This is a genomic window from Segatella sinensis (genome assembly GCF_040095255.1).
Taxonomy (GTDB): domain Bacteria; phylum Bacteroidota; class Bacteroidia; order Bacteroidales; family Bacteroidaceae; genus Prevotella; species Prevotella sinensis.
The window spans coordinates 1-16,943 of the sequence record NZ_JBBNGE010000029.1 but is presented as its reverse complement, the minus strand read 5'-3'; the positions used below and the strand labels follow the sequence as shown (position 1 = coordinate 16,943).

At 44.5% G+C, this 16,943-nt stretch carries 16 protein-coding genes and 5 tRNA genes; 4 read left to right on the top strand and 17 right to left on the bottom strand.

Annotated elements, in window-relative coordinates; all coding sequences use genetic code 11:
• Nucleotides 1–30 precede the first annotated feature (30 nt).
• The 17 genes from rpoB to AAAT87_RS09210 form a co-directional block, all read right to left on the bottom strand.
• Nucleotides 31–3,843 carry a DNA-directed RNA polymerase subunit beta gene (rpoB, locus tag AAAT87_RS09290; protein WP_295024919.1) on the bottom strand — a complete coding sequence of 1,271 codons (3,813 nt, stop codon included), beginning with the start codon at nt 3,841–3,843 and terminating at the stop codon, nt 31–33.
• A gap of 112 nt (nt 3,844–3,955) precedes the next feature.
• A complete protein-coding gene (rplL, locus tag AAAT87_RS09285; protein ID WP_089543935.1) occupies nt 3,956–4,333 on the bottom strand; it encodes a 50S ribosomal protein L7/L12 in 378 nt (125 codons plus the stop codon).
• 52 nt (nt 4,334–4,385) lie between these two features.
• Nucleotides 4,386–4,904 (bottom strand): 50S ribosomal protein L10, encoded by a 519-nt coding sequence (rplJ, locus tag AAAT87_RS09280; protein WP_218419393.1) that lies wholly within the window; start codon nt 4,902–4,904, stop codon nt 4,386–4,388.
• Between the two features lie 18 nt (nt 4,905–4,922).
• Nucleotides 4,923–5,615, bottom strand: a complete 693-nt coding sequence (gene rplA / locus AAAT87_RS09275) for a 50S ribosomal protein L1 (protein ID WP_089543937.1) — start codon at nt 5,613–5,615, stop codon at nt 4,923–4,925.
• 21 nt (nt 5,616–5,636) lie between these two features.
• The gene (gene rplK / locus AAAT87_RS09270) at nt 5,637–6,077 is read right to left on the bottom strand and encodes a 50S ribosomal protein L11 (RefSeq protein WP_089543938.1); all 441 of its coding nucleotides are present in this window, start codon (nt 6,075–6,077) and stop codon (nt 5,637–5,639) included.
• A 61-nt stretch (nt 6,078–6,138) separates the two neighbouring features.
• Entirely contained in the window at nt 6,139–6,681 is a 543-nt protein-coding gene (gene nusG / locus AAAT87_RS09265; RefSeq protein WP_349226245.1) for a transcription termination/antitermination protein NusG, read from the bottom strand.
• A 12-nt stretch (nt 6,682–6,693) separates the two neighbouring features.
• On the bottom strand, nt 6,694–6,882 hold the full coding sequence (gene secE, locus AAAT87_RS09260) for a preprotein translocase subunit SecE (RefSeq protein WP_089543940.1): 189 nt from the start codon (nt 6,880–6,882) through the stop codon (nt 6,694–6,696).
• Nucleotides 6,883–6,898: 16 nt separating this feature from the next.
• A tRNA-Trp gene (locus AAAT87_RS09255) sits at nt 6,899–6,971 on the bottom strand.
• Nucleotides 6,972–7,032: 61 nt separating this feature from the next.
• On the bottom strand, nt 7,033–8,229 hold the full coding sequence (gene tuf / locus AAAT87_RS09250) for an elongation factor Tu (RefSeq protein ID WP_295024920.1): 1,197 nt from the start codon (nt 8,227–8,229) through the stop codon (nt 7,033–7,035).
• 89 nt (nt 8,230–8,318) lie between these two features.
• Nucleotides 8,319–8,390 (bottom strand) — tRNA-Thr (locus AAAT87_RS09245).
• A 12-nt stretch (nt 8,391–8,402) separates the two neighbouring features.
• A tRNA-Gly gene (locus tag AAAT87_RS09240) sits at nt 8,403–8,475 on the bottom strand.
• Between the two features lie 13 nt (nt 8,476–8,488).
• Nucleotides 8,489–8,570: transfer RNA gene (locus tag AAAT87_RS09235), tRNA-Tyr, on the bottom strand.
• Between the two features lie 18 nt (nt 8,571–8,588).
• Nucleotides 8,589–8,662, bottom strand: a tRNA-Thr gene (locus AAAT87_RS09230).
• Nucleotides 8,663–8,762: 100 nt separating this feature from the next.
• Nucleotides 8,763–9,062, bottom strand: coding sequence for a ribosome hibernation-promoting factor, HPF/YfiA family (gene hpf / locus AAAT87_RS09225; RefSeq protein WP_153092368.1), 300 nt, complete (start codon nt 9,060–9,062; stop codon nt 8,763–8,765).
• 23 nt (nt 9,063–9,085) lie between these two features.
• On the bottom strand, nt 9,086–9,970 hold the full coding sequence (locus tag AAAT87_RS09220; RefSeq protein WP_194255109.1) for a tyrosine recombinase XerC: 885 nt from the start codon (nt 9,968–9,970) through the stop codon (nt 9,086–9,088).
• Nucleotides 9,971–10,118: 148 nt separating this feature from the next.
• Nucleotides 10,119–10,310: a 30S ribosomal protein S21 gene (gene rpsU, locus AAAT87_RS09215; protein WP_006848852.1), complete on the bottom strand. Its 192-nt coding sequence runs from the start codon at nt 10,308–10,310 to the stop codon at nt 10,119–10,121.
• A 138-nt stretch (nt 10,311–10,448) separates the two neighbouring features.
• Entirely contained in the window at nt 10,449–12,236 is a 1,788-nt protein-coding gene (locus AAAT87_RS09210; RefSeq protein ID WP_349226244.1) for an aminopeptidase P family protein, read from the bottom strand.
• A gap of 305 nt (nt 12,237–12,541) precedes the next feature.
• Here AAAT87_RS09210 and AAAT87_RS09205 point away from each other — a divergent pair, with 305 nt between their 5' ends.
• From AAAT87_RS09205 to AAAT87_RS09190, 4 genes are all read left to right on the top strand, one after another.
• Nucleotides 12,542–13,534, top strand: coding sequence for a malate dehydrogenase (locus tag AAAT87_RS09205; protein ID WP_270531200.1), 993 nt, complete (start codon nt 12,542–12,544; stop codon nt 13,532–13,534).
• 222 nt (nt 13,535–13,756) lie between these two features.
• Nucleotides 13,757–14,611: a DUF3737 family protein gene (locus tag AAAT87_RS09200; protein WP_296972717.1), complete on the top strand. Its 855-nt coding sequence runs from the start codon at nt 13,757–13,759 to the stop codon at nt 14,609–14,611.
• Between the two features lie 219 nt (nt 14,612–14,830).
• Complete coding sequence (locus tag AAAT87_RS09195; RefSeq protein WP_295023656.1) at nt 14,831–16,033, top strand: MalY/PatB family protein; 1,203 nt, start codon at nt 14,831–14,833, stop codon at nt 16,031–16,033.
• 76 nt (nt 16,034–16,109) lie between these two features.
• Nucleotides 16,110–16,634, top strand: a complete 525-nt coding sequence (locus tag AAAT87_RS09190; RefSeq protein WP_089543947.1) for a nitroreductase family protein — start codon at nt 16,110–16,112, stop codon at nt 16,632–16,634.
• Nucleotides 16,635–16,943: the final 309 nt, after the last annotated feature.

Below are 16,943 nucleotides of genomic sequence, written 5' to 3'. Positions count from 1 at the left end.
TTTCTATATCTTAATTAGGGGTTCTCAAAATTAATCAAGTTTGATGCTCAAGCCAAGGCCGCGAAGCTCGTGGAGCAATACGTTGAGTGACTCAGGAATACCTGGTGTAGGCATTGGATCACCCTTCACGATTGCCTCGTATGCCTTGCTACGTCCTATAACATCATCTGACTTGATGGTCAGAATCTCCTGCAATACGTGGCTAGCACCGAATGCCTCGATGGCCCAAACCTCCATCTCTCCGAATCGCTGACCACCAAACTGTGCCTTACCACCAAGTGGCTGCTGAGTAATCAGAGAGTAAGGACCGATAGAACGTGCGTGCATCTTATCCTCTACCATGTGACCCAACTTCAAGAAGTAAGTCATACCGACGGTAGCTGGCTGGTCGAACTGCTCACCAGTCTCACCATCATAGAGGTAAGTAGAGCAGAAACGTGGAAGACCTGCCTTGTCTGTCCATACAGAGAGGTCCTCAAGATGAGCACCATCGAAGATAGGAGTAGCAAACTTAACACCCAACTTCTTACCTGCAGCACCCAGGATACACTCGAAGATCTGACCGAGGTTCATTCGAGAAGGCACACCCAATGGGTTCAATACCATATCTACAGGACGACCGTCTGCCATGAATGGCATATCCTCAAGACGTACTACCTTAGAAACGATACCCTTGTTACCATGACGACCAGCAAGTTTATCACCAACCTGGATCTTACGCTTCTTAGCGATATAAACCTTAGCCATCTGGAGAATTCCTGATGGAAGTTCATCACCGATAGTGATAGCAAACTTGCGACGCTTCAACTCTGCATCGAGCTGCTTATACTTGCGGATATAGTTCATGATCAGGCGCTGAATCAAAGTATTGGTATGATCATCCTCTGTCCAACCATTAGACTGTACGCCATCATACTCCAGGTTCTTCAAAGCTGTTGTTGTGAACTTGCTACCCTTGGTGATGATCTCAGCACCAGAGTAATCCTTCACGCCCTGAGAAGTCTTGCCTTCAGTCAAGGTGAGCAACTTATCAACCAAAATATCCTTCAAGTCATCGCCCTTTGCCTCGTACTCCTCATCAATCTTGGCAAGGATAATCTTATCCTGTTTCTTAGACTCACGAGTCTTTACGGCACGAGAGAACAACTTCTTGTCGATAACAACACCACTCAATGATGGGTTAGCCTTCAATGAAGAATCCTTCACATCACCAGCCTTATCACCGAAGATGGCACGGAGCAACTTCTCTTCTGGAGAAGGATCGCTCTCACCCTTAGGAGAAATCTTACCAATCATGATATCGCCTGGCTCGATACGAGCACCAACGCGAACAATACCGTTATCATCAAGATCCTTGGTAGCTTCCTCGCTGACATTAGGAATATCAGAAGTGAACTCCTCAACACCACGCTTGGTCTCACGTACATCGAGTGAATACTCATCTATGTGAACAGATGTCAAAATATCATCGCGAACCATACGCTCTGAGATAACGACTGCATCCTCATAGTTGTAACCCTTCCAAGGAATGTAAGCTACGAGCAAGTTACGACCCAAAGCCAACTCACCATTCTCGGTAGCATAGCCCTCCGTCAGGATATCACCCTTCTTGACGCGCTGACCCTTGTTACAGATAGGACGCAAGTCGATGGTCATATTCTGGTTGGTACGACGGAATTTAGGAATGCGGTACTCCTTCAAGGCAGGCTCGAAGCTTACGAACTCATCATCCTCTGTACGATCGTAGAGGATACGAATGGTTGTAGCATCTACATACTCGATAACACCCTCGCCCTCTGCAGTAATCATGGTACGAGAATCCTCGCACACCTGCTTCTCAAGACCAGTACCTACGATAGGTGCATCATTGTGAAGCAATGGAACTGCCTGGCGCATCATGTTACATCCCATCAATGCACGGTGACCATCATCATGCTCCAAGAATGGAATCAAACCTGCTGAAACAGATGCAATCTGCTGTGGAGAAACATCCACATAGTCAACCTCTGAAGGTGGAACAACTGGATAATCAGCATCCTGACGGCACTTAACTACGTCGCGGATAAATGCACCATCTTCTGTCAAAGGAGCATTACCCTGACCGATGATCTTAGCCTCCTCATCCTCAGCTGTCAAGTAAACAACATCATCGTTGTTCATATCAACCTTGCTATCGTTCACCTTACGGTAAGGAGTTACGATAAAGCCGAGGTCATTGATCTTTGCATACATACAGAGTGAAGAAATCAAACCGATGTTTGGACCTTCAGGACTCTCAATAGGACAAAGACGACCATAGTGAGTATAGTGTACGTCTCGAACCTCGAAACCAGCACGCTCACGAGACAAACCACCAGGACCAAGGGCAGAAAGACGACGCTTGTGGGTTACCTCAGCCAATGGGTTAGTCTGGTCCATGAACTGTGACAATGGGTTGGTACCAAAGAATGAGTTGATAACGCTAGAGATGGTCTTGGCATTGATCAAATCTGTTGGAGTGAACACCTCATTGTCGCGTACATTCATACGCTCACGGATAGTGCGGCTCATACGTGCCAAACCGATAGAGAACTGGTTAGCCAGCTGCTCGCCTACGGTACGAACACGACGGTTAGACAAGTGGTCGATATCATCGACAGTAGCACTTGAGTTGATGAGCTGAATCAAATATTTGATAATCTCGATGATGTCATCCTTAGTCAAAACGCGGACATCAACATCGGTATCGAGACCTAATTTCTTATTAATTCGGTAACGACCAACCTCACCCAAATCATAACGCTTGTCAGAGAAGAACAAGTTCTGGAAAACTTCACGTGCACTTGCATCATCAGCAGGATCTGCATTACGCAACTGGCGATAGATGTAGTTCACAGCCTCCTTCTCAGAGTTACTTGGGTCCTTGGCCAAAGTATTGAAGATGATTGTGTACTTGCTGGCAGCATCTACATCCTTATGCAAAAGCACAGAAGCAGCACCACTCTCTACAATCTCCTCAATGTTGTCGGCAGTAAGCTCTGTCTCACGCTCCATGATCACCTCGTTACGCTCGATAGATACAACTTCACCAGTATCCTCATCTACGAAGTCCTCATTCCAGCTCTTCAAGACACGAGCAGCCAACTTGCGACCGATAGCAGCCTTCATATTCTTCTTGTTCACCTTCACCTCTTCAGCGAGATCGAAGATCTGGAGAATATCCTTATCCTGCTCATAACCGATGGCACGGAGCAAGGTAGTAACAGGCAACTTCTTCTTACGGTCAATGTAAGCATACATCACATTGTTGATGTCAGTAGCAAACTCAATCCAGCTACCCTTGAATGGGATGATACGTGCAGAATAAAGCACAGTACCATTGGCATGAACACCCTGTCCGAAGAACACACCAGGTGAACGGTGCAACTGAGAAACAACAACGCGCTCAGCACCGTTGATGACGAATGTACCATTATCAGTCATGTAAGGGATTGTACCCAAGAATACATCCTGGATAAAAGTACCGAAGTCCTCATGATCAGGATCAGTACAATACAGTTTCATCTTAGCCTTCAAAGGTACGCTATATGTAAGACCACGCTCCAAGCACTCATCAATGGTGTAGCGAGGAGGGTCAATATAGTAATCCAAGAACTCAAGAACGAAATTATTACGAGTATCGGTGATAGGGAAGTTCTCAGAGAACACCTTATACAAACCGTCATTCTTGCGTTCCTCAGGCGGAGTATCCAACTGTAAGAAGTCCTTAAAAGACTTTAACTGCACATCGAGAAAATCCGGATATGGATACGGATTATGCACGCTGGCAAAATTTACTCTGTTATCAACAATTTTTGTAGCCATTAGAAGTTATTAAATGGGGGTTTTATTAACATGATAATAAAAGACACAAAAAGGTTAGGACTCGCCTAATAGGAGAATCCTAACCATTATGTAAGAGATGTAATTAATCTAATTACTTGAGCTCTACCTTAGCACCAGCCTCTTCGATAGCCTTCTTAAGGTTCTCAGCCTCGTCCTTAGATACACCCTCCTTGATAGTAGAAGGAGCACCGTCTACGAGATCCTTAGCCTCTTTCAAACCGAGACCACAAGCCTCCTTAACAGCCTTAACAACCTGGAGCTTAGCGCCACCAACCTCAGCGAGGACTACGTCGAAAGAAGACTTCTCCTCAGCTGCAGCTGCACCACCAGCAGCAGGACCAGCAGCTACAGCTACAGCTGCAGCAGCAGGCTCGATGCCATACTCGTCCTTGAGGACTGTTGCCAACTCATTAACTTCCTTAACAGTAAGATTTACTAACTCTTCTGCAATAGCTTTGATATCTGCCATTTTATTCTAAAAATTTTATTTGTTTATACTATTAATATATGAAATGTTGTATTTACTCAGGACGCTCACCCAAAGTCTTAAGCACACCATGAATAGTGTTGCCTCCTGACTGAAGAGCAGAAAGAACGTTCTTTGCTGGAGACTGCAGCAAAGCAACAATCTCTGCGATAACCTCGTTCTTGCTCTTGAGAGATGCGAGTTCAGCGAGCTTGTCAGCGCCTACATAGAAGCTTTCCTCAGCGTATGCTGCCTTCAATGATGGAACGCCTTCCTTCTCGTATTCCTTCAACAACTTAGCTGGTACGTTAGCTGTATTTGTGAACAATACTGCAGTAGTACCCTTCAAGCTGCCATAAAGCTCAGAGAAATCGATGTCTGAAGCCTCGAATGCCTTGTGGAGCAAGGTGTTCTTAACAACAACCATCTTAATCTCACTCTTAAAGCACTTGCGACGGAGATTGCTAGTCTTCTCAGCGTCCAATCCTGTAACATCTACAAGATAGAAGTGAGGGAATTCCTGAATCTTCTGACCAAGTTCGGTGATGATAGTATCTTTAACTTCTTTCTTCATTTTACAAAACTTTTAGAGTTATTCAACTGATTTAGGATCAATCTTGATACCCTTACTCATAGTGCTTGAAATAAAGATACTCTTAATATATGTACCTTTAGCAGCAGCAGGCTTCAACTTGATAACTGTATTGATGAATTCCTTAGCATTTCCGTAAATCTGCTCAGGTGTCATGCTGACCTTACCGATTGATGTGTGGATAATACCAGCCTTATCAACCTTGAAGTCAATCTTACCTTGTTTAACTTCCTTAACTGCCTTAGCAACATCCATAGTTACAGTACCACTCTTAGGGTTAGGCATCAATCCACGAGGACCGAGAACACGACCCAAAGGACCAATCTTACCCATGCAAGATGGCATTGTGATGATGACATCAATATCTGTCCAACCACCCTTAATCTTCTCAACATACTCGTCGAGACCTACGTAGTCAGCGCCTGCTTCCTTAGCAGCAGCTTCCTGATCAGGAGTACAGAGTGCGAGCACACGAGTAACCTTACCGGTACCGTTTGGCAATGAAACAACGCCACGAACCATCTGGTTAGCCTTACGTGGGTCAACACCTAAACGTACATCGACATCGAGAGATGCGTCAAACTTGGTAGTAGTAATCTCCTTTACCAACTCTGCAGCCTCTTTCAAAGTGTACATCTTCCCTGCTTCAACCTTATCAGCTACTGATTTTTGATTTTTTGTCAGTTTACTCATTTTTCTAATTGAAGTTTTAAATTATTTACCAGGGAAGTCTCCCTTTACAGTAATACCCATACTTCTTGCAGTACCAGCGATGAGCTTCATAGCTGACTCTACAGTGAAGCAGTTCAAGTCCTTCATCTTATCCTCAGCGATTACCTTTACCTGATCCCAAGTAAGAGAAGCAACCTTCTGACGATTAGGCTGAGCAGAACCACTCTTGATCTTAGCAGCCTCTTTCAACTGTACTGCAGCAGGAGGAGTCTTGATTACGAAATCGAACGACTTGTCAGTGTAATATGTAATAACAACTGGCAATACCTTACCTGCCTTGTCCTGGGTACGGGCGTTGAACTCCTTGCAGAATCCCATGATATTAATACCTTTAGAACCCAATGCAGGTCCTACTGGAGGTGAAGGATTTGCAGCGCCACCTTTAATCTGTAATTTGATTAATCCAGCAACTTCTTTAGCCATTTTTTTGTTAATATTTAAAATTGAAACTTATAAAAGGACTTCAAGTTCTCGTAACAGAGCCTTATTCCTTTTCTACTTGCATAAAACCTAATTCCAATGGAGTTTTACGTCCAAAGATCTTAACCGTAACTTTCAGCTTGCGCTTCTCCAAGTTAACCTCTTCAATAACGCCGCTAAAGCCACTAAATGGACCTTCCATTACCTTAACAGTATCATTAACCAAGTAAGGACAATCGAGATTCTCCTCAAACTCAGTCTCTTCTACAGTACCCAGCATACGATTGATATCTCGCTGAGGTACAGGAGTTGGTTCATCCAAACCACCAAGGAAACCTAAAACATTAGGCATGAAACGCAGAGTATGCGCAACATCGCCCTTCAGTCTAGCTTCTACAAAAACATAACCAGGAAGAGAAACCTTTTCTTTAACGACTCTCTTACCGTTACGTACAGATGCATGCTTCTCGAGTGGTATTAACACCTGAGAAACATTTGCTGCAAGTAAATTATTGTGCTTCATCTCAGCTTCGATGTATTCCTTCACCTTAGCCTCCTTGCCGCTTACGGCCTTCAGCACATACCATTTATTTCCTGTGTCTGCCATTTCCTCTAAAAATTAACCTGGATAAACTACACCCATAAAGGCTTTGAATACAGAATCCATCGCGAACACTACCAATGCAATGACTAGGGAAGCAGATAATACAACCATTGCACTATGAGTTAGTTCGGCACGTGATGGCCAAGTAGTCTTATGCGCAAGTTCATCGTAACATGCCTTGCAATAACTTACTATCTTATTCATATTATCTTCTATTTAGCACGGGTTGAAGGGCTCGAACCCTCGACACCTGGTTTTGGAGACCAGTGCTCTACCAACTGAGCTAAACCCGTAAGTTGACTTCCGCCTCCGCAGAAGCGGAAGTCATATATAGTAAATCTAGAAAATTCTAAATTACTTGATATCGTCGAGAATTGATGTAATCTGACCAGAACCTACTGTACGACCACCCTCACGGATAGCAAAACGGAGACCCTCGTTCAAAGCAACCTTGTAGATCAACTCTACCTCAATCTCTACGTTATCACCAGGCATTACCATCTCAACTCCCTCTGGAAGCTTGATTTCACCTGTACAGTCCATAGTACGGAGATAGAACTGAGGACGATACTTGTTTCCGAATGGAGTATGACGACCACCCTCTTCCTTCTTCAATACATAGATAGAAGCCTTGAAGTGATCGTGAGGAGTAATAGCACCTGGGTGTACAACTACCATACCACGCTTAACCTCTGCCTTATCAATACCACGGAGAAGCAAACCTACGTTATCACCTGCCTCACCCTCAGCGAGAACCTTACGGAACATCTCAACACCAGTGATGACAGACTTCTTATCCTCACCAAGACCGAGCAACTGAACCTCGTCACCTACCTTGCAACGACCAGTCTCGATACGACCTGTAGCAACAGTACCACGACCTGTGATTGAGAATACGTCCTCGATAGGCATCAAGAATGGCTTGTCAACCTCACGCTCAGGCTCCTGAATCCACTCATCAACTACGTCCATCAAGTGCTCAACAGACTTAACCCACTTCTCTACACCGTTCAAAGCGCCGAGAGCAGAACCGCGTACGATTGGAGTATCCTCCTCATAACCGTACTGCTCGAGGATCTCATGAAGCTCCATTTCAACGAGCTCAAGCATCTCCTCATCGTCAACCATATCACACTTGTTCAAGAAAACAACCAAACGAGGAACGTTTACCTGACGTGCAAGAAGTACGTGCTCACGTGTCTGTGGCATAGGACCATCAGTAGCAGCACAAACCAAGATAGCACCATCCATCTGAGCAGCACCAGTAACCATGTTCTTTACATAGTCAGCGTGTCCAGGACAGTCAACGTGTGCATAGTGACGCTTTACTGTCTCATACTCGATGTGAGCAGAGTTGATAGTGATACCACGCTCTTTCTCCTCAGGAGCATTATCAATCTGATCGAATGACTTAACTTCCTCAGATGTACCGAGCTTCTCATTCAATACCTTAGAGATAGCTGCAGTAAGAGTAGTCTTACCATGGTCAACATGACCAATTGTACCAATGTTTACATGCGGTTTGGTACGCACGAATTCTTCTTTAGCCATAGCTTTTTCTTTTTATTTATATAAATGAATAATCAATTAATTAACATATTGTCTCCACATTTTCTACTTCTCACTTCCGCTTGAAGTAGAGCTGTAACTGAGAGTTGAACTCAGGACCTCTTCCTTACCAAGGAAGTGCTCTACCACTGAGCTATTACAGCATTTCAACATTGAGCGGAAAACGGGGCTCAAACCCGCGACCCCCAGCTTGGAAGGCTAGTGCTCTATCAACTGAGCTATTTCCGCTTATCAAAGAAAGTGGGTAGTGATGGATTCGAACCACCGAAGGCATAGCCAGCAGATTTACAGTCTGCCCCATTTGGCCACTCTGGTAACTACCCATAGTCTTTCTTTTTCTGAGCCTCTTGTCGGATTCGAACCAACGACCCCGAGATTACAAATCACGTGCTCTGGCCAACTGAGCTAAAGAGGCAATCTTTACAGCCGTAATGCGACTAAGTTTTCGACCTATCGGAAAACGGCTGCAAAGATACAACTATTTTTTCATTCCACCAAATTTTTCGGAATATTTTTTATCGATTTCTTGTTTTTTCTTTAAATTTGGTCAATTGAACCTTCATTGAGTCCACTGCTTGGTCAATTCCTTCCTCAAAAGTATCACATGTCTTCTCAACGAACAATGTCGTTCCAGGGACAGCAACTTCAAGGTGAACTTCCTTATTAAGAGCGGTAGCAGGCTTGATGACCTTTAATTGCACCTCTACTTTCTGTATATCTTCATAAGTTTTCTCCAACTTGGCGACCTTCTTTTCGATAAACGCCTGTAACTTCTCGGTAGCGTCGAAATGAATCGACTGAATCTTAATTTCCATAGTGACCTCCAATTTTAAAAAGGTTACGCCCTAGGATGGGCAATATTATAAACTCGTTTTAATTGCTCGAACGTAGTATGCGTATAAATCTCGGTTGTCGAGAGATTCGCATGTCCAAGCAGCTTTTTCAAACTTTCAATTCCTACGTGATGATTCAGCATTGCCGTAGCAAATGAATGCCTCAACACATGAGGACTCTTTTTCTTCAACGAGCAAACCCTTGCGAGGTTCGTTCTCACGATATCCCTGACCTTTGCAGGCTGCATCCTTTCACCTTTATCAGAAAGAAAGAATGCCGGAGAAGAAGCTTCAACGCTTGCATCCCTCAACTTAAGATATTCGCGGAGCGTATTTTTAAGCTCGTCACCGAATGGCACTATTCTCTGTTTGTTTCCCTTACCCGTTATCTTGATCTCCGAATTCACGAAGCTGACATCACAGTCATCTAGATTCACGAGTTCCGACAGTCGCATCCCGGTTTCATAGAACGTTATAATTATGGTACGCGCACGTACATTATTATAATCATCGCCCCACACCTGCCTATCCAGGAGTTCATCCATCTCACTTTCCTTAACGAATTGTGGAAGAGGTTTCTCTTTTTTAGGCCCCTTGATGCTATATACGGGATCAGACTCAACATAATGTCTTGTCAAAGCAAACCGGTAGAAGGTTTTCAGAGCACTGAGCCGACGTTCGACCGTTGCAGCTGAGTTTCCCTTATCCATCATGCTTTCCATCCAATTCCGAACCATGTCAGAATCGACGGTCTCCCAAGAGAACGAATCAGACAAGCCATTAGCAAACTTCTCGAAGTATGTCAGATCATCCCGATAGCTTTCTACTGTCCGCGGCGACCTGTTCAGCTCACTACATAAGTATTCCAAGAACTTGTCTATATTCAACATAACAGTTGTAGTTTTTGTTATTCGGCAACGAAATTACGAAAATATTTCGAAACCACCAAATATTTTGAGGATTTTTTACTTTTTATGCTCTCTTCTTGGATTTTTGCTTCCAATAAGAGAGCATTTTCATCCTCTGCCGAGGACAATATTATTCCTCGTTAGCGCGCAACTGCTGTACGTAGATGGCGTGTTCCATCTTGAGACGCTTCAAAACAGATGGCTTGTCGTACTGCTGACGAGCACGCAACTCCTTAACAACACCTGTCTTTTCAAACTTTCTCTTAAACTTCTTGAGAGCTCTCTCGATGTTCTCACCGTCCTTAACTGGTACAATAATCATTTTTTTGCTTTTTAATTTATTATGTTAAACTTATGTTATTTCTAGCGAAATGGGCGTAATGCCACAAATTGCGGGTGCAAAATTACATCTTATTTTTCAGAAAACCAAGATTTTAGGCATTTTTTTGCTCTAAAACCTTTATTTTATGGCTTTTGTGGCATTTTTCAGCCATTTTTTCTCTTCTTCATCGAGATGAGGAGCCAATCTTGCATACACTTCAGCATGATAATCATTGAGCCATGCAATCTCTTCCGGCAAGAGCATCTCTACATCTATCGGAGTGGTGTCGATCGGACAGAGGGTAAGGGATTCAATCTGCAGGAACTTACCGAATTCTGTCTCCTTATAATCTTGAATCAGTACAGTATTCTCGATTCTCACGCCGAACTTTCCAGCAAGATAGAGTCCTGGCTCATCTGTCAGCGTCATTCCTGCACGGAGAGGTGCCGGCATATATTCCATACGAACCTGATGAGGACCCTCATGCACATTCAGATAAGAACCTACACCATGTCCGGTACCGTGCAGGAAGTTCAAGCCTTCTCTCCACATGCATTCTCTGGCAAGCGCATCCAACTGAGTACCAGAAGCTCCATCCGGGAATTTTGCCAACTCCAGCTGGATGTGTCCCTTGAGGACCAAGGTGTAGATATGCTTCATCTCGTCTGTTACTGGACCAAGAGCGATGGTACGGGTGAGGTCTGTAGTTGCATCCTGATACTGGGCTCCGGAATCCAGCAGAAGAAGTCCTTCCGGCTTGAGCGGCATATCGGTCTCAGGAGATGCCTCGTAATGCACGATAGCTCCATGCTCCTGATAACCTGCTATTGTATCAAACGAGATGTCGCGGAACAAATCCTGCTCAGCACGCAATGCTGTCAACTTCTTATCGATGGAAATCTCGGTCTCACCTCCAGCTTCCACAGCAGGGAGCAGCCATTTCAGGAACTTGACCATTGCCACACCATCACGTACCATCGCTCGGCGATAGCCAGCAATTTCAGCTTCACTCTTCACAGCCTTCATAGCTGGGATTGGAGAGTTCTGGGAAATGATCTCCTGACATTTCACGGTTTTCCAAAGATGATAACTGGTTTCATTGCCATCCAGGAGAATATTATATTCTGCATACTGCTTCAATCCCTCTTCCACCTTATTATAATTATATACAGAGATACCAGCTTCCTGAAGGTAAGCACGAATCTCACCTGTAAGCTTAGCCTCATCTACAAAAAGCGACACCTTATCAGATGCAATCAGGAGATAACTAACGAATACCGGATTGCAATGCACATCCGTACCACGCAAGTTCAAGGTCCAGGCGATATCATCGAGTGCAGACACCAGCATACCATCAGCATGAACACCTCGCAAAGCCTTTCTGACCCGAACTATCTTAGAAACGGCTGTCTCACCGGCAAAATCCATAGGCTGAATTTCCACAGGATTTTCCGGAATCGCAGGACGATTTTTCCATATCTCCTTCAATGGATCAAAATTAGTGCGCAAGGTAATACCACCCTCCTTACGCAAATCAGAGATAAGTGCCGAGGTCATTGAGTATGAGTTGACCATACCATCCAGTCCGACCTCTGGAGATGCAACATCTGCCAATTCCTTTCCCAGCCATTCTGCAATAGTAGGAGTTCCAGGAATCTTGAGCTTCATTAACTGGAATTCTGTTCCACTCAACTGTTCTTCTGCCGCAAGGAAGTAGCGAGAGTCTGTCCACAATGCAGCAGAGTTCATGGTTACTACAGCGGTTCCAGCCGATCCGTTGAATCCGGAGATCCAAGCTCTGCCGAGCCAATGGTCTGCCACATACTCACTCTGATGAGCATCCGTACTAGGGAAGATAAAGGCAGCCAGATGCTCACGCTTCATCACTTCCCTCAAGCTAGCTAATCTTAGATTGATTTCATTCATAATTGCCAAGTATTGATAATAACATATTCGATTTTCATGCCATTTACCGCCTCCAGAGCAGAGGAAATAACGGCATTTTGCTAATTAGAGATTACAAAGGTACTAATTTTAAGAATTAATCACAAATTTAAGCGAAAAATAATGCACGATTTACATTACTTTTTATTAATTTTGCGGTCGGAAAGCTAAAAGTGCGAGATTTACGGTCTTTTAAACCGATAGCAATCCCAAAAAGCAAGGGGTGCGACCAGGTGCCGCCTACCCAAACAAGAAATTTATAAACACTTATATAAAAAATTGTAGTTATGGAATTTTTAACAAATGACAAGCTCGTTATCGTCGGTGCAGGCGGTATGATTGGTTCTAACATGGTTCAGAGCGCTTTGATGCTCGGTCTTACTCCTAATATTTGTCTCTACGACATCTTCGAGCCAGGTGTTCACGGTGTATTCGATGAGATTCAGCAGTGCGCATTCCCTGGTGTTAACGTTACTTATACTGTAAATCCAGAGGAAGCTTTCACTGGCGCTAAGTACATCATCTCTTCTGGTGGTGCTCCTCGTAAGGAGGGTATGACTCGTGAGGACCTTCTCAAGGGTAACTGCAAGATCGCTGCTGAGTTCGGTGATAATATCAAGAAGTACTGCCCAGAGGTTGAGCACGTAGTTGTTATCTTCAACCCAGCTGACGTTACAGCTTTGACAGCTCTTATCCACTCTGGTTTGAAGCCAAATCAGTTGACTTCACTCGCAGCTCTCGACTCTACTCGTTTGCAGCAGGCTTTGGCTCTCGAGTTCGGTGTACAGCAGGATAAGGTTACTGGCGCTCACACTTATGGTGGTCACGGCGAGCAGATGGCAGTATTTGCTTCTCAGGTTAAGGTTGACGGCAAGCCATTGGCAGAGATGGGTCTTTCTGACGAGCGTTGGGAGGAGATCAAGCACCACACAGTACAGGGTGGTTCTAACATCATCAAGCTCCGTGGCCGTTCTTCATTCCAGAGCCCAGCTTACAACGCAGTTAAGATGATCGAGGCTGCTATGGGTGGTGAGAAGTTCACATTGCCAGCAGGTTGCTATGTAAACTGCGACAAGTGCGGTTTCAAGAACGTAATGATGGCTATGCCTACTACTATCGACAAGACTGGTGTTCACTTCACAGAGCCTACAGGTACTGAGGAAGAGCTCGCTAGCCTCCAGAAGTCTTACGAGCACCTTTGCAAGATGCGCGATGAGATCGTAGAGCTTGGCATCGTACCTCCAGTAGCTGAGTGGAAAGAGATGAACCCTAACTTGTAATTCTCCACTTCGGATTTTTAGAAGTTAACTCGATAAGGGCTGAATCGTGAAAATGCTTCATGATTCAGCCTTTTTTGATTTCCATTTTTCCTGCCTTCAGCAACTTTATCCGCAAATACGCCATAAAGTTACACTTTTCAGTAAATCAGGTTATACGACTTTGGCATTATTTTTGTAATTTTGCAAACAGAAATAACAAATAAGAAAGGATAATAGAAAATTATGGAACAGATAAAGAACAAATCATTCGGAGGCGAGCGCCCTCTCTTTGGTGCTCACGACGTACGCCTGGAGGACATCACGATTACAGATGGCGAGTCGGGCATCAAGTGCTGCAAGAACATAGAATGCCACCATTCCAAGTTTTATGGCAAATATCCTTGGTGGCATGTGGACGGCTCCCTCATCACAGATTGCTACTTCGCCCCAGAGAGCCGTTCCGCCATCTGGTATAGTGATAATATGGTGATGAAAGACTGCACCATCGATGGTCCTAAGTTCTTCCGCGAAATGAAGAACCTGGAATTGGAGAACGTCAACATCACGGATGCAGACGAGACTTTCTGGAAGGTAGATGGACTGAAACTGAAGAACGTAAAGCTCCACGACGGCACCTATCCATTCATGTTTTCCAAGAACATCTATGTAGATGGACTGGAGAGCGATTCCAAGTATGTATTCCAATACTGCAGGAATGTGGAGATTCACCATGCCAAGATTACGACCAAGGACAGTTTCTGGGAGTGCGAGAACGTGACGGTTTATGATTCTGAACTGAATGGCGAATATCTCGCCTGGCACAGCAAGAACATCAAGCTGGTGCGTTGCCACATCAGCGGTGAACAGCCTCTCTGCTATATGGACCATGTCACACTCGAAGACTGCACCTTCGATAAGGAATGCGACCGCGCCTTTGAGGATTGCATGAACATCAATGCACTCATCAAGGGAAGCATCACCAATATCAAGAATCCTATTTCCGGAAGAATCGAGGCAGATGAAGTGGGAAGCGTAACCTACACTGAGTTTGCCAAGGCGCCAAAGGGAGCATGTGAGATCATCGACCATTCGAAATAGCAGAAGCATTCATTGCGATTCTGTATTCCCTTAAACAAAAAAGGCATTGCACCTAGGGATAATTGTTCTTAGTATTAAGAGAAATCTCCGTTCAACGACGCTGAACGCAAGTTCACAAGTGTTGAACATACGTTCAACACTTGTGAACGGAGATTTTGATAAAGGAAAAAGAGATTTATCTTACGAGCAATGAAGAAATAACATAGATAGAAAACAAATATGAAATATAATTTTGATGAAATCATCGAACGTCGCGGTACCAATTCCTATAAATGGGATCTGGTAAAGGAAGACGGCGTTATTCCGATGTGGGTAGCAGACATGGATTTCCAGACAGCTCCCTGCATCATCGAAGCTCTGCAGAAGCGTGTAGCTCACGGCATCTTCGGCTACACCCTCGTACCTGATTCTTATTACGAGGCTATCATCAGCTGGTTCGCACGCCGCCACCAGTGGAACATCGAGAAAGACTGGATTCTCTATACATCGGGCGTAGTACCAGCCATCTCCAGCTGTCTGAAGGCTATCTGCATGCCAGGCGAAAAGGTTTTGGTGCAGACTCCTGTGTATAACTGCTTCTTCTCCTGTATCAAGAACAGTGGCTGCGAAGTGGAAGAAAATGAATTGAAGCGTGTGGGTAACTGTACCTACGAGATAGATTTTGAGGATTTCGAGCGCAAGTGCGCCGACGAGAAGACTACCGCCTTCATTCTCTGCAACCCTCACAACCCAGCCGGAAGAGTATGGAAGAAAGAGGAACTGGAGCGAATGAACGACATCTGTCTCAAACATGGGGTAAAAGTCATCGCAGATGAAATTCATTGCGAACTCATCATGCCTGGCAATCAATACACTCCGTTTGCCAGCATCAGCGAAGCTTGCCGTGACAACTGCGTGGTATTGAACTCTCCATCAAAGTCGTTCAATATTGCCGGACTCCAGATTGCCAACATCATCTGTCCGGATGCAGCATTGCGCCGCCGCATCAACCGCGCCATCAATATCAACGAGGTTTGCGATGTCAATCCATTCGGTGTCATCGCTCTCCAGGCTGCCTACAACGAGGGTGAGGAATGGCTCGACGACCTGAACCAATATCTCTACGAGAACTATCAGGCAGTAAAGGAATTCTTCAATTCTGAGTTGCCGCAGGTTCGCGTTACCCGGCTTGAGGGCACTTATCTGATTTGGCTCGATATCCTGCCATTCGAGTTATCAAGCGACGAGGCTTACGAAAAGCTGATGAATGACGGCAAGGTGTTCGTCAACAGCGGTACGATGTATGGCAGGAAGGCAGGTCAAGGCTACCTGCGCCTCAACATCGCCTGTCCTCGCAAGACCCTGATGCAGGGTTTGATTCGCATCGCACGAGTTCTCAGCCAGTATATGGATGAAGAGGATTTGAGCGGATGCCCTGCATAAAAAAGAGCGGATGCCCTGCATAATGAAGCGAATAAAGAGAAAAGAATACTAAATACAATGTTTAAAACAAGATAATATGGAAAATGAAGTTTTAAAAGCCATCAAGGAGAGAAGAAGCATTCGTCGCTTCAAGGCTGACCAGATTACCGACGAGGAATTGAAGACTGTTTTGGAAGCTGGCACTTGGGCAGCTACCGGTCATGGCACTCAGGAGCCATTCATCATAGCAGTTCAGAATCCTGAGATTTGCGCACAGCTTCGCAAGATGAACGCAGACATCATGGGTGTAGAGAGTGATCCATACTACGGAGCGCCAACCATCGTCATCGTCCTGGCTCCAGAAAGTAATGTGAACGGAGTAAAAGACGGCAGCCTCATCTTGGGCAATATGATGCTTGCAGCCCACTCCATCGGTCTTTCTTCCTGCTGGATCAACCGTGAAGACGGTATGTTCGCATCAGAAGAAGGCAAGAAGTTGATGAAGGATTGGAATCTTCCTGAAGGTTTGATGGGAGTAGGAGCTCTGGCTTTAGGTTACGCATCTGCTCATCCTCATACCGTAAAGCCTCGCAAGGAGGATTACTACCGCATCATCAAATAAAAAAAGCAAAAAGAACAATGCAAGCATGGAATGAAACAAATAGAATTCTATGCCAAACATCAAAAAAAAGGTCTCATGATTTCAAAAACCATGAGACCTTTTATTTATATATAAGATTCTATATATTATATAATGTAACTAAAGTTTCCCACCCCAAAATAATGGGGTAAAAATAACTGTTTCTCAATAAAAAGTTGTATCTTTGTAATCGCTAAAGAACAAAAAACAACGATTTAACCCACATTGCAGCAGTCTTTGATGAAAAACTTAAAGATTCCTAACGAAATCCTAGATTTTGGCAGTTTTCAG

Bases quoted from the DNA above. Each gene is read 5' to 3' on its own strand.
- rpoB (WP_295024919.1), bottom strand. From the start codon at position 3,843: ATGGCTACAAAAATTGTTGATAACAGAGTAAATTTTGCCAGCGTGCAT.
- rplL (WP_089543935.1), bottom strand. From the start codon at position 4,333: ATGGCAGATATCAAAGCTATTGCAGAAGAGTTAGTAAATCTTACTGTT.
- rplJ (WP_218419393.1), bottom strand. From the start codon at position 4,904: ATGAAGAAAGAAGTTAAAGATACTATCATCACCGAACTTGGTCAGAAG.
- rplA (WP_089543937.1), bottom strand. From the start codon at position 5,615: ATGAGTAAACTGACAAAAAATCAAAAATCAGTAGCTGATAAGGTTGAA.
- rplK (WP_089543938.1), bottom strand. From the start codon at position 6,077: ATGGCTAAAGAAGTTGCTGGATTAATCAAATTACAGATTAAAGGTGGC.
- nusG (WP_349226245.1), bottom strand. From the start codon at position 6,681: ATGGCAGACACAGGAAATAAATGGTATGTGCTGAAGGCCGTAAGCGGC.
- secE (WP_089543940.1), bottom strand. From the start codon at position 6,882: ATGAATAAGATAGTAAGTTATTGCAAGGCATGTTACGATGAACTTGCG.
- tuf (WP_295024920.1), bottom strand. From the start codon at position 8,229: ATGGCTAAAGAAGAATTCGTGCGTACCAAACCGCATGTAAACATTGGT.
- hpf (WP_153092368.1), bottom strand. From the start codon at position 9,062: ATGGAAATTAAGATTCAGTCGATTCATTTCGACGCTACCGAGAAGTTA.
- AAAT87_RS09220 (WP_194255109.1), bottom strand. From the start codon at position 9,970: ATGTTGAATATAGACAAGTTCTTGGAATACTTATGTAGTGAGCTGAAC.
- rpsU (WP_006848852.1), bottom strand. From the start codon at position 10,310: ATGATTATTGTACCAGTTAAGGACGGTGAGAACATCGAGAGAGCTCTC.
- AAAT87_RS09210 (WP_349226244.1), bottom strand. From the start codon at position 12,236: ATGAATGAAATCAATCTAAGATTAGCTAGCTTGAGGGAAGTGATGAAG.
- AAAT87_RS09205 (WP_270531200.1), top strand. From the start codon at position 12,542: ATGGAATTTTTAACAAATGACAAGCTCGTTATCGTCGGTGCAGGCGGT.
- AAAT87_RS09200 (WP_296972717.1), top strand. From the start codon at position 13,757: ATGGAACAGATAAAGAACAAATCATTCGGAGGCGAGCGCCCTCTCTTT.
- AAAT87_RS09195 (WP_295023656.1), top strand. From the start codon at position 14,831: ATGAAATATAATTTTGATGAAATCATCGAACGTCGCGGTACCAATTCC.
- AAAT87_RS09190 (WP_089543947.1), top strand. From the start codon at position 16,110: ATGGAAAATGAAGTTTTAAAAGCCATCAAGGAGAGAAGAAGCATTCGT.